The organism is Enterobacteriaceae bacterium Kacie_13 (assembly GCA_013457415.1).
Classification (GTDB): Bacteria; Pseudomonadota; Gammaproteobacteria; order Enterobacterales; family Enterobacteriaceae; genus Rahnella.
The window spans coordinates 860911-873825 of sequence record CP045665.1; the positions used below are offsets into that span (position 1 = coordinate 860911).

At 50.9% G+C, this 12915-nt stretch carries 11 protein-coding genes; 5 read left to right on the plus strand and 6 right to left on the minus strand.

Annotated features, from left to right (window positions below; genetic code table 11):
• The first annotated feature begins 98 nt into the window (after positions 1-98).
• Entirely contained in the window at positions 99-1541 is a 1443-nt protein-coding gene (gene degP / locus GE278_03870) for a serine endoprotease DegP (protein ID QLK59976.1), read from the plus strand.
• A gap of 210 nt (positions 1542-1751) precedes the next feature.
• Complete coding sequence (locus GE278_03875) at positions 1752-2912, plus strand: CdaR family transcriptional regulator (protein ID QLK59977.1); 1161 nt, start codon at positions 1752-1754, stop codon at positions 2910-2912.
• A gap of 3 nt (positions 2913-2915) precedes the next feature.
• Here GE278_03875 and GE278_03880 read toward each other — a convergent pair whose 3' ends face one another.
• Genes GE278_03880 through GE278_03905 form a run of 6 tightly spaced genes read right to left on the minus strand, consistent with a single transcriptional unit; the run spans position 2916 to position 8413 of the window.
• On the minus strand, positions 2916-3590 hold the full coding sequence (locus GE278_03880) for a DUF2931 family protein (protein ID QLK59978.1): 675 nt from the start codon (positions 3588-3590) through the stop codon (positions 2916-2918).
• A gap of 44 nt (positions 3591-3634) precedes the next feature.
• Positions 3635-4336, minus strand: a complete 702-nt coding sequence (locus tag GE278_03885) for a DUF2931 family protein (protein QLK63177.1) — start codon at positions 4334-4336, stop codon at positions 3635-3637.
• Positions 4337-4349: 13 nt separating this feature from the next.
• Positions 4350-5030: a DUF2931 family protein gene (locus GE278_03890; GenBank protein ID QLK63178.1), complete on the minus strand. Its 681-nt coding sequence runs from the start codon at positions 5028-5030 to the stop codon at positions 4350-4352.
• Between the two features lie 42 nt (positions 5031-5072).
• Entirely contained in the window at positions 5073-5771 is a 699-nt protein-coding gene (locus tag GE278_03895; GenBank protein QLK59979.1) for a DUF2931 family protein, read from the minus strand.
• Positions 5772-5798: 27 nt separating this feature from the next.
• Positions 5799-6476: a DUF2931 family protein gene (locus GE278_03900; GenBank protein QLK59980.1), complete on the minus strand. Its 678-nt coding sequence runs from the start codon at positions 6474-6476 to the stop codon at positions 5799-5801.
• The gene (locus GE278_03905; protein QLK59981.1) at positions 6470-8413 is read right to left on the minus strand and encodes a type VI secretion protein; all 1944 of its coding nucleotides are present in this window, start codon (positions 8411-8413) and stop codon (positions 6470-6472) included. Before GE278_03905 ends, GE278_03900 begins: the two co-directional genes overlap by 7 nt.
• A 411-nt stretch (positions 8414-8824) precedes the next feature.
• Between GE278_03905 and GE278_03910 the strand changes: the two genes are divergently transcribed.
• From GE278_03910 to gudD, 3 genes are read left to right on the plus strand one after another with little or no spacing between them, the layout of a single operon-like run.
• A complete protein-coding gene (locus GE278_03910) occupies positions 8825-10168 on the plus strand; it encodes an MFS transporter (GenBank protein QLK59982.1) in 1344 nt (447 codons plus the stop codon).
• Positions 10169-10190: 22 nt separating this feature from the next.
• Positions 10191-11546, plus strand: coding sequence for a glucarate dehydratase (locus GE278_03915; protein QLK63179.1), 1356 nt, complete (start codon positions 10191-10193; stop codon positions 11544-11546).
• Between the two features lie 26 nt (positions 11547-11572).
• The gene (gene gudD / locus GE278_03920; GenBank protein ID QLK59983.1) at positions 11573-12910 is read left to right on the plus strand and encodes a glucarate dehydratase; all 1338 of its coding nucleotides are present in this window, start codon (positions 11573-11575) and stop codon (positions 12908-12910) included.
• Positions 12911-12915: the final 5 nt, after the last annotated feature.

The following is a 12915-nucleotide window of genomic DNA, read 5'->3' on the forward strand; positions in this document are numbered from 1 at the left end:
CCCTGATGAACTTCACGCTATTAATTACATCTCAGTATCACAACTACCAAGCAATGCGACTATTTTGGTTGCCACAATAATTTTAAGAGATCCTGAAAATGAAAAAATCGAGTTTATTCCTGAGCGCCTTAGCGCTAAGTATCGGTATGGCAATGGCCCCGGTTTCTTCTGCACTGGCTGCTGAAACAGCGTCTTCCAGTACAACACAGCTTCCAAGTCTGGCGCCAATGCTGGAAAAAGTCATGCCATCCGTGGTGAGTGTGAACGTTGAAGGCAGCGCCCCGGCTAAAACACCGCGCATGGGACAGCAGTTCCAGCAGTTCTTTGGTCAGAATTCGCCGCTGTGCCAGGACGGTTCGCCGTTCCAGGGCTCACCGGTATGTCAGGGTGGCGGTCAGGATGGTCAGCCACAAGCTCCTGAGCAGAAAGAAGATTTCCGCGCGCTGGGTTCCGGCGTCATCATTGATGCTGCCAAAGGCTATGTGGTTACTAACAACCACGTGGTGGATAATGCCACCAAAATCAGCGTACAGCTGAACGATGGCCGTAAATTTGACGCCAAAGTGATCGGCAAAGATCCGCGTTCTGATATCGCGGTTATCCAGTTGCAGGACGCGAAAAACCTGACGGCGATTAAGATGGCCGATTCCGGTCAGCTGCGCGTTGGTGATTACACAGTCGCTATCGGTAACCCGTACGGTCTGGGTGAAACCGTCACCTCCGGTATCGTGTCGGCGCTGGGTCGTTCCGGCCTGAACATCGAAAACTACGAGAACTTCATCCAGACGGATGCGGCAATCAACCGCGGGAACTCCGGCGGCGCGCTGGTAAACCTCAACGGTGAACTGATCGGCCTGAACACGGCGATTCTGGCACCGGACGGCGGTAACATCGGTATTGGTTTTGCGATCCCAAGCAATATGGTGCAGAACCTGTCCAAACAGATGATCGAATATGGTCAGGTGAAACGTGGTGAACTCGGTATCATGGGTACTGAGCTGAACTCTGAGCTGGCGAAAGCGATGAAAGTGGACGCACAGCGCGGCGCCTTCATCAGCCAGGTTATGCCGAAATCTGCCGCAGAGAAAGCGGGTATCAAGGCCGGTGACGTGATCCTGAGCATGAACGGTAAACCGATCAGCAGCTTTGCGTCCTTCCGTGCGGATATCGGCACCATGCCAATCGGCACCAAAGTGACACTCGGCCTGCTGCGTGACGGCAAACCGATGAACGTTGACGTGACCATTGAGCAGAGCACTCAGACCGCAAAAGTCGATTCCGGCAATATTTATACCGGTATTGAAGGCGCTGAACTGAGCAACAATGCCGCTGCCGATAAGAAAGGCGTGAAAGTCGATGAAGTGAAGCCTGGTTCTACCGCAGCCCGTATCGGCCTGAAAAAAGGCGACGTGATCCTCGGCGTGAACCAGCAGAAAGTCGCTAACCTGGGCGAACTGCGTAAAATCCTCGACACCAAACCGTCGGTGCTGGCGCTGGATATCCTGCGCGGTGACTCTTCGATCTACCTGCTGGCACAGTAATTCGTCAGCACTTCCCTAAGGCACGCTCCGGCGTGCCTTTTTCATATGTACAATTTACCTCCCTGCACGCATCTGTGCATTTGCTTAAAACTGTGACTTTACCCGCAACTTCAAAGGGTTCTTCTGCTCTTTGGGCATTTGCATAATGTCTGACTGATGCCGACTGAGTATGCTGGCCTGAAGAAGAAAAACAGCCAAGGCAGGGAACCCATGTCGGCGTACCATCTCGATGCAAAGCTGGCGCAGCAAATTGTTGCCCGCACCATGCAAATTATTGATAGTAATGTGAATGTCATGGATGGCCGGGGGAAAATTATTGGCAGCGGGGACGATCAGCGTCTTGGCGAGTTGCATGAAGGTGCATTGCTGGCGATTTCACAGGAACGCATCGTCGATATCGACGAAGGTGTCGCACGGCATTTGCACGGGGTGCGTCCGGGCATCAACTTACCGCTGCGCATTGACGGCCAGATCGTCGGTGTCATCGGCCTGACCGGCAATCCGTTACAGCTACGCCAGTACGGCGAACTGGTGTGCATGACTGCTGAAATGATGCTTGAACAGGCGCGGTTGCTGCACATGCTGGCGCAGGACAGTCGTCTGCGTGAAGAGCTGGTGCTTAATCTTATACGCGTCGACGAACTCTCTCCGGCGCTGAAAGAGTGGGCGCAGCGTCTGGGAATTGATCTGAATCGCCCGCGCGTGGCAGCGGTGGTGGAAGTGGACAGCGGTCAGTTGGGCGTAGATTCCGCGATGGCGGAGCTGCAACAACTGCAAACGCTGCTTACTACGCCTGAGCGCGATAACCTCATCGCCATTGTTTCCCTGACCGAAATGGTGGTGCTGAAACCGGCGCTTAACAGCTACGATCGCTGGGATCCCGACGGCCATCGTCAGCGTATTGATCACCTGCTTTCGCGGATGACCGAAACTGGCCGTCTGCGGGTGCGTATTTCCCTCGGCAACTTCTTCACCGGCCCCGGCAGTATCGCCCGTTCATACCGTACCGCGCGTACCACCATGACCGTTGGTAAACAGCGGATGCCCGAACAGCGCTGCTACTTCTATCAGGATCTGATCCTGCCTGTACTGCTCGACAGCCTGCGCGGCGGTTGGCAGGCCGACGAACTGGTGCGGCCGCTGGCGCGTTTAAAAGCCACCGACAGCAACGGATTACTTCGCCGCACATTGGCTTCATGGTTCCAGAATAATGTTCAGCCGACGGCGACCTCAAAAGCCTTATATATTCACCGTAATACTCTGGAATACCGCCTCAACAGAATTTCAGAATTAACCGGATTAGATCTTGGCAATTTCGACGATCGCCTGCTGTTATATGTGGCGCTGCAATTGGATAATGACCATGGATAAAAATTACCACGATCCGTATGGGTAGGTTTTATCTTTGATAAATTCTTGCGTTGTTTTTGTATACCCATATCCTTTAGTGTGTCGTGTAATTCCTTTGCAGATGGTCAGTTCATTCCCTGAGACGGTTTTCAAGTCTGTTACTGGTACAGGATAATTAGAACCACCTGCGCTGTTCTGTAACCAGACTCTGACTTTGCCTTCGGGGGCTAGACCAAACAACATCGTGTCATACCATGCCGTATTGCCGAACATATCCTTGCCAGTCGGGACACGCATTTTCTGCCAGACCTCCTGCGGGAAAAACAGGCTGGTTTCGTAAGTCTTCATATCAATAATCGAGTCCCAGCAGAAAATCATATACTGCGGAGGGTGACTGACTTTATTGAAATACACCGAGCCAGTTCGACTCTTATTACTCCAGGTTCCAACAATATTAGGGTCGCTATGTGTACCATCCAAGGTATTAAAACTGTTCAGGTACCCGGCGGTATCGACAATCCGTACATGGGTTACCGTGGCTGGCAATGCTTCAGGTGTCAGAAAAGCAAATTCCCATTTTCCGTAAGGAAGCGTCCAATCCCCCTCAGCAGCCGGGGCTGAGCGGCCATGTTGCGGAGGTATCTTATGACACGCGGTCAGACTAAACAATAAAATCAGCGCGGCACTTCGTATTACCACCCTAATTTTCCGTCCATGCTTTATTTTCCATTTTTATTTATTACTCACCAGGAACCATAGGGATAGACTTTGCCTTTTATAAAGTCAGGGGTATCACCGTAATAAACATAGCCATCAGGATGTTTCGTAATCCCCTTGCAAATACTTAACTTATCACCAGAAACTGTTTTCAGGTCTGTTACTGGTACAGGATAATTAGAACCGCCTGCGCTGTTCTGTAACCAGACTCTGACTTTTCCCTCGGGTGCCAGCCCAAATAACATCGTGTCATACCACGCTATATTCCCGAACATATCCTTGCCAGTGGGGATGCGCATTTTCTGCCAGACCTCCTGCGGGAAAAACAGACTGGTTTCGTAAGTCTTCATGTCAATAATCGAGTCCCAGCAGAAAATCATATACTGCGGATGGTGACTAACTTTATTGAAATTTGCACCACGCTGAACTTTATCGAACCATTTCCCCACGCTGTAAGGATTATCCTGTACGCTATCCAACATATTAAAAGTATTGAGATAACCGGCGGTATCAACTATTCGAACATGGGTTACCGTCGCTGGCAGTGCCAAAGGAGTGAAAAAGGCAAATCCCCATTTTCCGTAAGGAAGCGTCCAATCTCCCTCGACAGCCGGGGCTGAGCGGCCATGTTGCGGAGGTGTCTTATGACACGCGGTCAGACTAAACAATAAAATCAGCGCGGCACTTCGTATTGCCACGCTATTTCCCGTCCATGCTTTATTTTCCATTTTCATTTATTACTCACCAGGAACCATAGGGATAGACTTTGCCTTTTATAAAGTCAGGGGTATCACCGTAATAAATATAGCCATCAGGATGTTTCGTAATTCCCTTGCAAATACTTAACTTATCACCAGAAACTGTTTTGAGGTCTGTTACTGGTACAGGATAATTGGGGTGATTACCGACATCTTGCAGCCAGACTCTGACTTTTCCTTCAGGTGCCAGGCCAAATAGCATTGTTTTGTACCAGACAGTACTTCCTGAACGAGCCTTGTAATTGGCGGGAGTTTTCATTTTCCTCCAGACCTCCTGAGGGAAAAACAGACTGGTTTCGTAAGTCTTCATATCAATAATCGAGTCCCAGCAGAAAATCATATACTGCGGAGGGTGACTGACTTTATTGAAATACACCGAGCCAGTTCGACTCTTATTACTCCAGGTTCCAACAATATTAGGGTCGCTATGTGTACCATCCAAAGTATTAAAACTGTTCAGGTATCCGGCGGTATCGACAATCCGTACATGGGTTACCGTGGCTGGCAATGCTTCAGGTGTCAGAAAAGCAAATTCCCATTTTCCGTAAGGAAGCGTCCAATCTCCCTCAACAGCCGTTGCTGAGCGGCCATGTTGCAGAGGTGTCTTATTACACGCGGTCAGACTCAATAATATAATCAGTCCGATAGTTTGTTTTACTACCATAGCTTTTTCGTCCATGTTCCGGGTGTTTATCCAGTTTGCAAATCACCATGATCCGTATGGGTAGGTTTTATCTTTGATAAATTCTTGAGTTGTTTTTGTATACCCATATCCTTTAGTGTGTCGTGTAATTCCTTTGCAGATGGTCAGTTCATTCCCTGAGACGGTTTTCAGGTCTGTTACTGGTACAGGATAATTGGGGTGATTACCGACATCTTGCAGCCAGACTCTGACTTTTCCTTCAGGTGCCAGGCCAAATAGCATTGTTTTGTACCAGACAGTATTTCCTGAACGAGCCTTGTAACTGGCGGGAGTTTTCATTTTCCTCCAGACCTCCTGCGGGAAAAACAGACTGGTTTCGTAAGTCTTCATGTCAATAATCGAGTCCCAGCAGAAAATCATATACTGCGAGCTAAGTCTGACCTTGTTAAAATAAGCTAGTTGTGAACTTCTAAATAAATTGCTCCAATGGCCCTGGCTTTCAGGATCATACTCGGTAATATCAACGTTGTTGTATGTGAGGATATTGCCAGCATAATCTACTATCCGTACGTAAGTCACCAAGGTTGGAAGCGCATTGGGATTGAAAAATTCAAAATTCCAGTCGCCATAAGGCATAGTCCATTTCATACTTTCTTCTTGTGAAGAAGTAATATTTTGCTGTTCTTTTACCTGACACGCGGTCAGACTCAATAATAAAATCAGTCCGATAATTTGTTTTACTACCATAGCTTTTTCTTCCATGTTCCGGGTGTTTCTCCAGTTTGCAAATCACCATGATCCGTATGGATAGGTTTTTCCTTTGATGAAATCTTTAATGTCCTGATCGTATCCATAGGAAAAATCACTTTTGGTAATCCCTCTGCAAACAGTCAACTCTTCCCCTGACACGGTTTTAAGATCTGTTACTGGCACAGGGTAATTGGAACCACCTGCGCTGTTCTGTAACCAGACTCTGACTTTGCCTTCGGGGGCTAGACCAAACAACATCGTGTCATACCATGCCGTATTGCCGAACATATCCTTGCCAGTCGGGACACGCATTTTCTGCCAGACCTCCGGCGGGAAAAAGAGACTAGTTTCGTAAGTCTTCATATCAATAATCGAGTCCCAGCAGAAAATCATATATTGCGGAGGGTGACTGACTTTATTGAAGTGGATTGAAGATCTTCTGACCTTATCGCTCCATGTTTCAACGCTATACGGGTTGTCTTGTGTGCTGTCCAGAGTATGAAAACTGTTCAGGTATCCGGCGGTATCGACAATCCGTACATGCGTGACTATTGCCGGAAGTAATTTGGGAGTAAAGAAAGCAAATTCCCATTTTCCGTAAGGAAGCGTCCAGTCCCCCTCAACAGCCGGGGCTGAGCGGCCATGTTGCGGAGGTGTCTTATGACACGCGGTCAGACTAAAAAATAAAATCAGTCCAATAGTTTGTTTTACTACCATAGTTTTTTCCCATACATGTTGTATTCAGAGCGTCGCCAGTTTTCATCCGGGCGTCCGGTGAAAATGATTTCTGCGGCAGATGTTCCTCCTTCAATGCCCCCGCTGGCATCTGTGACTACTGCGTCCCAGTTCGATGAACAATGAATATAGTTTTTGGCTATCTGGTCAATTTCATCAGTGGTGAAACCTTGGGGCGTTGGCCCGGAACGGGTTGCTTTACCAAGGGCGATGGCCTGAGTGCAAAATGAGGTAAGTTCAAGAGGGATCTGTAATTCAGTATTTGTTTCGCGGATTGGTTCAAAAATAGCACCCGCCTCTTGTGCCGCATCCAGCATTACCCGTAGCACTACCTTCGACCAGTCATTTTTAACGACTCTGTCCCGCATCACCAGTGCCGCAAAACTGCGCTTCTGAAAGTTACCGTATCGATCCTGCGGCATCCGTTCGTCGTACCATGTTTCGATTGAAAATTTATTGGTACGCATTACGGGGGCAATCGTCGGTGCCAGATTCAGCACTGCCTGTTCATGCACCGTTTGTTGGAATACCTGGGTTTGCTCGCCGGGCCTTGTGAAGGGAACAGTTTCAACCCGCGGGCGAGTCATAAAGAGATTCTCACACTCCAGTGGAAGATAGCCGCCACCGATATCAGAGTGCACACCGGGCAGTGCCAGTTCGGGCCAGGCAGGTTTAACGCTGTTAAGTGCGAAGTTATAGCGGCATTCGTTCTGCGCAGTAATATGGAAAACTTTGTCTGCCACGCCGGGGCGCAAAACAATGTTTACATCGCCGGTGTCCGCCGTATGGGGGTTAAGCCCGTTTGCGGGGGTACCAATAGCGGCGACGGTGTCAAAAATACCTAAAAAGCGGGTTTTCCCTTCCGGTGTGCCGTGATATTCCACATTACCAAGTCCTTTACTTATCGCAGCGACTACTGCGCTATCCTTGGAGAATATCCGGTTGGCAAAGTGCCTGGCGGCAGCGGCGCCGCGACTAAAGCCAAAAATATCAAACTGTATGTTTTTAATTAAAAATGATTTACCTCCAAGCATATCATTTATGGTGAAAAGTCCTTGCTGTATTCCTGGAATAAGATCAACAGTCGCCTCATCTGTTTTAGCGATAACACCGGTATCAGAAACCCCCAGACCAAGGCCGATCGAATTGTCCGGGCTACCGGCTTTGGTACCAATACCTTCAACATAAATCGCCTGCTGAGCTGCGCCAGATTCCGCGGGGAGATCGACCTTATATAACGTATTCAACCAATGCACATTGGTGTAATACCCGGTATAGCTGCCTGCGCCAAAGCCTGATATGCCCATCTTGTTTCGCCCGCACTGAATCAGAATTGTTTTGGCGTCTTTATCGCTTAAGTTGAAATGCTCACTGCTACAGGCTTTCAGCATATTCTCGGTATTAACGGCATTGTTCCCGGTGCCGTCAAAAAATACGCCCAGAGTCAGCGTAATTTCGCATTTAGGTTCATCAGGTTGTTCGTCAGATTGAGCGGGAATACTCTTATCAGTAAAGAGAGGTGTCTCGTTGGGTGAGTGTTTATGCCGCCTCGCGGACTGAGCATGTTGCTTCGGCTCCCCTTCATCATCCGGGCTGTCCGGTATCTGACTCTCTAAACCCGTTGTATACGGATTAATCACGGCTCTTTTTTCATAGCCATTTTCAATGGTATGTATAAAGGTTGACCGGCAGGGACAAGAACTGACGCTATGCAGCGTACCGGCCAGTAATAAGCCCTCGTTACGTCGTTTGGGCAAACCACCAACAATGTTAAATATACCGGGATATTTACCACAGCTCACCTTATCGCCAGCCCGCGCTCCGGGTGTGCCGTGAAAACGTAATGTTGCACTACCGCTGAGTATCTCGCCGCCACAGGTAGTCTTATCACCGATTCGAAGAAAATATCCCTTTGCCATATAATGATGTCCTTTAACTTTATTTTTGAAAAAATAAAATTTCGGATACCACTCTACGCCGGGTAAATTGAAAAAAATAATATGAAGTTAGAGGCAGTTGAGCATGAATTATTTATTCAATGAATGACTTCATTTTTGAGGCGTTACTTAAAAATCTTATCTCCTATTTTTATCAGTGTGACACCCGTCACAGCTGTTTCATTTTTCGTGAACTGTCTCGCATGACGCTGGGCATTCGCCTTAAGATAAATGCAAAGCCGCGCTGATGACTGGCGCTTTGCCTAATGAGTTGCTCAAGGGTTGTTCTTATACTGGCTGCATTCCCTCCTCTGCGAACCCTACAGTTCTTTGCGCGGATGGAATGACTTGCACCTTCGGGTTCAGACATTGTCATTAATTCCGGAGAACACCATGGAAACTCTCGTTTCATCAGCCAGTGCCGTGAAAAAAAGAACTAACGCGCGCTACTGGATAGTGGTGATGTTATTTATCGTCACCTCCTTTAATTACGGCGACCGTGCGACATTATCGATTGCCGGTTCGGCAATGGCGAAAGATATTGGTCTGGATTCGGTCGGGATGGGATATATTTTCTCGGCATTTTCGTGGGCCTATGTAATAGGACAAATACCCGGCGGCTGGTTGCTGGATAAATTCGGGTCTAAAAAAGTTTATTTCTACAGTATTTTCATCTGGTCTTTATTCACCTTGCTGCAAGGCTTTGTCGATGTGTTCAGCGGCTTTGGCATTGTGGTCTCGCTGTTCGCGTTACGCTTTCTGGTCGGGCTGGCTGAAGCACCTTCTTTTCCGGGCAATAGCCGTATCGTCGCCGCGTGGTTCCCGGCGCAGGAACGTGGCACCGCCGTTTCGATTTTTAACTCCGCGCAGTACTTCGCCACGGTGATCTTCGCACCGATCATGGGCTGGCTGACCCACGAAGTGGGCTGGTCACACGTCTTCTTCTTCATGGGCGGTCTGGGGATCATTTTGAGTTTCATCTGGCTGAAAGTGATCCACGATCCCAAAGATCATCCCGGCGTGAATCAGGCAGAGCTTGATTATATGGAAGCGGGCGGTGCGCTGATCAATATGGATCAGAAGACGACCAAAAAAGCGGGCGTCAAAGGTGAAAAACTCTTCCAGATTAAACAATTAATGAAATCCCGCATGATGATTGGCATCTATATCGGCCAGTACTGCATCAATGCGCTGACGTATTTTTTCATCACCTGGTTTCCGGTTTATCTGGTGCAGGCGCGCGGCATGTCGATCCTCAAAGCGGGGATGGTGGCGTCGGTGCCGGCAATCTGCGGATTCCTCGGCGGCGTGCTGGGCGGGATCATTTCCGACTGGCTGATGCGCAGAACCCATAACCTCACGCTTTCACGCAAAGCACCGATCGTCATCGGGATGTTACTGTCGATGTCGATGATTGCCTGTAACTACGTCGACACCGAATGGATGGTGGTTGGCATCATGGCATTCGCTTTCTTTGGCAAGGGCCTCGGCGCGCTGGGCTGGGCGGTGATGGCAGATACAGCACCGAAAGAAATCAGCGGGCTGAGTGGCGGACTTTTCAACATGTTCGGCAATGTCTCCGGCATCGTCACCCCTATCGCTATCGGCTATATCATTGGTACCACCGGTTCCTTTAACGGCGCGCTGATTTACGTCGGGATCCACGCGCTGCTGGCGGTCGTCAGCTATGTGTTTATCGTCGGCAAAATTGAACGCATCCAGTTACGTCCGTTCTGAAATACAGAAAAGGAGAAACATGATGAATACGCAATCTTCCCCGATCATCACTGACATGCAGGTCATTCCTGTGGCAGGGCACGACAGTATGCTGATGAACATCGGCGGTGCGCACGGGGCGTATTTCACCCGCAATATCGTGATTCTGACCGACAGCGCAGGCAATACCGGCGTGGGCGAAGCGCCGGGCGGTGAAGTGATTTATCAAACGCTGGTGGAGGCCATCCCGCAGGTGAAAGGTCAGGAAGTGGCGCGGATGAACCGGCTGGTGCATAAGATCCACACCGGTAATCAGTCATCGGATTTTGATTCATTCGGCAAAGGCGCGTGGACTTTTGAGCTGCGCGTTAACGCCGTCGCGGCGCTGGAAGCCGCACTGCTCGATCTGATGGGAAAATTCCTTGGCGTGCCGGTTTGTGAACTGCTCGGGCCGGGCAAACAGCGCGATGAAGTCACGGTGCTGGGTTATCTGTTTTACGTCGGCGATCGGCAGAAAACCGATCTTCCTTATTTGACAGGTAAAGAGAGGGCAGGTGAGCAGGGCAGGCATCCGTGGTATCACCTGCGTCACCAGGAGGCGATGAACAGCGATGCCATCGTTCAGCTGGCAGAAGCGGCGCAGGATCGCTACGGTTTTAAAGATTTCAAACTCAAAGGCGGCGTGCTGCCGGGCGAGCAGGAGATTGGGGCAGTAAAGGCGCTGGCAAAACGTTTCCCGGATGCGCGCATCACCGTCGATCCTAACGGGGCGTGGTGGCTGGACGAAGCCATTGGCCTGTGCAAAAACATGCAGGGGATCCTCAGCTATGCAGAAGATCCCTGTGGCGCAGAGCAGGGATTCTCAGGCCGTGAGGTGATGGCCGAATTCCGCCGTGCGACCGGCTTGCCGGTGGCGACCAACATGATTGCTACCAACTGGCGCGAGATGCAGCACGCAGTGATGTTGCAGTCGGTAGATATTCCGCTGGCGGATCCGCATTTCTGGACCATGCAGGGTGCGGTGCGGGTTGCCCAGCTGTGCGACGACTGGGGCCTGACGTGGGGCTGCCATTCCAATAACCATTTCGATATCTCACTGGCGATGTTTACCCATGTGGGCGCTGCTGCACCGGGCAAACCGACGGCCATCGATACGCACTGGATCTGGCAGGAAGGCAATCAGCGCCTGACCAAAGAGCCGCTGCAAATCGTCAACGGCAAGATAAAAGTCCCTGAAAAACCGGGGCTCGGCGTTGAGATCGATATGGATCAGATCCATCGCGCCCATGAACTGCACAAGAAGTTGCCGACCGGTGCGCGTAACGACGCCGCCGCTATGCAGTACCTGATCCCCGGCTGGCGCTTTGATCGCAAGCGTCCGGCGATGGGCCGTCATTAACGGATTTCGCTCATTAAGGAGCTTCTATGACCTCTTACTCTGCACCAAAAATTGTTTCCATGCAGGTGATCCCGGTAGCCGGACACGACAGCATGTTGCTGAATCTTAGCGGCGCACACGCCCCGTTTTTCACCCGTAACATTCTGATCCTCAAGGACAACAGCGGCAATACCGGTGTCGGCGAAGTGCCTGGCGGCGAGAAAATCCGCCAGACGCTGGAGGATTCCTCGCTGCTGGTTATTGGCAAAACGCTTGGTGAATACAAAAACGTCATGACCGCCGTACGTGAGAAATTCGCCGATCGCGATGCTTTCGGTCGCGGGCTGCAAACCTTTGATCTGCGAACCACTATTCACGTCGTCACCGCGATTGAAGCGGCGATGCTCGATCTGCTCGGCCAGCATCTGGGCGTCACGGTGGCATCATTGCTTGGTGACGGTCAGCAGCGCGACGAAGTCGAGATGCTCGGCTACCTGTTCTACATCGGCGACCGCAACAAAACCTCGCTCGGCTATCAAAGCCAGCCGGACGACGCCTGCGACTGGTACCGCCTGCGCCATGAAGAAGCGCTGACACCGGCATCGGTGGTGCGTCTGGCCGAAGCCGCATATGAAAAATACGGTTTTAACGATTTCAAGCTCAAAGGTGGCGTACTGGCGGGCAGCGAAGAAGCGGAAGCCGTCACCGCGCTGGCGCAGCGATTCCCTCAGGCGCGGATCACCCTTGATCCGAACGGTGCCTGGTCGCTTGCTGAGGCCATCGCACTCGGCAAACAGTTGCGCGGTGTGCTGGCCTATGCGGAAGATCCGTGCGGCGCAGAGCAGGGCTTCTCCGGGCGCGAAGTGATGGCCGAGTTCCGTCGTGCCACCGGCCTGCCGACCGCGACCAATATGATTGCCACCGACTGGCGGCAGATGGGGCACACCATCCAGCTAAAATCGGTAGATATCCCGCTGGCGGATCCGCATTTCTGGACCATGCAGGGCTCGGTGCGCGTGGCGCAGATGTGCCACGAGTGGGGCCTGACCTGGGGTTCACACTCCAACAATCACTTCGATATTTCGCTGGCGATGTTCACTCAGGTCGCCGCTGCGGCACCGGGGAAAATCACTGCCATCGATACGCACTGGATCTGGCAGGAAGGCAATCAGCGCCTGACCAAAGAGCCATTACAAATCAAAGGCGGCAAAGTGCGCGTGCCTGAGCAACCCGGTCTGGGCGTTGAGCTGGATATGGATCAGGTGATGAAAGCTCACGAGCTCTACAAAGGCATGGGCCTCGGCGCGCGCGATGACGCACAAGGTATGCAGTTCCTGATACCTGACTGGACGTTTGATCCGAAGCGGCCTTGTCTGGTGCGTTGAGGGAG

Bases quoted from the DNA above. Each gene is read 5' to 3' on its own strand.
- degP (QLK59976.1), top strand. From the start codon at position 99: ATGAAAAAATCGAGTTTATTCCTGAGCGCCTTAGCGCTAAGTATCGGT.
- GE278_03875 (QLK59977.1), top strand. From the start codon at position 1,752: ATGTCGGCGTACCATCTCGATGCAAAGCTGGCGCAGCAAATTGTTGCC.
- GE278_03885 (QLK63177.1), bottom strand. From the start codon at position 4,336: ATGGAAAATAAAGCATGGACGGGAAATAGCGTGGCAATACGAAGTGCC.
- GE278_03890 (QLK63178.1), bottom strand. From the start codon at position 5,030: ATGGTAGTAAAACAAACTATCGGACTGATTATATTATTGAGTCTGACC.
- GE278_03895 (QLK59979.1), bottom strand. From the start codon at position 5,771: ATGGAAGAAAAAGCTATGGTAGTAAAACAAATTATCGGACTGATTTTA.
- GE278_03900 (QLK59980.1), bottom strand. From the start codon at position 6,476: ATGGTAGTAAAACAAACTATTGGACTGATTTTATTTTTTAGTCTGACC.
- GE278_03905 (QLK59981.1), bottom strand. From the start codon at position 8,413: ATGGCAAAGGGATATTTTCTTCGAATCGGTGATAAGACTACCTGTGGC.
- GE278_03910 (QLK59982.1), top strand. From the start codon at position 8,825: ATGGAAACTCTCGTTTCATCAGCCAGTGCCGTGAAAAAAAGAACTAAC.
- GE278_03915 (QLK63179.1), top strand. From the start codon at position 10,191: ATGAATACGCAATCTTCCCCGATCATCACTGACATGCAGGTCATTCCT.
- gudD (QLK59983.1), top strand. From the start codon at position 11,573: ATGACCTCTTACTCTGCACCAAAAATTGTTTCCATGCAGGTGATCCCG.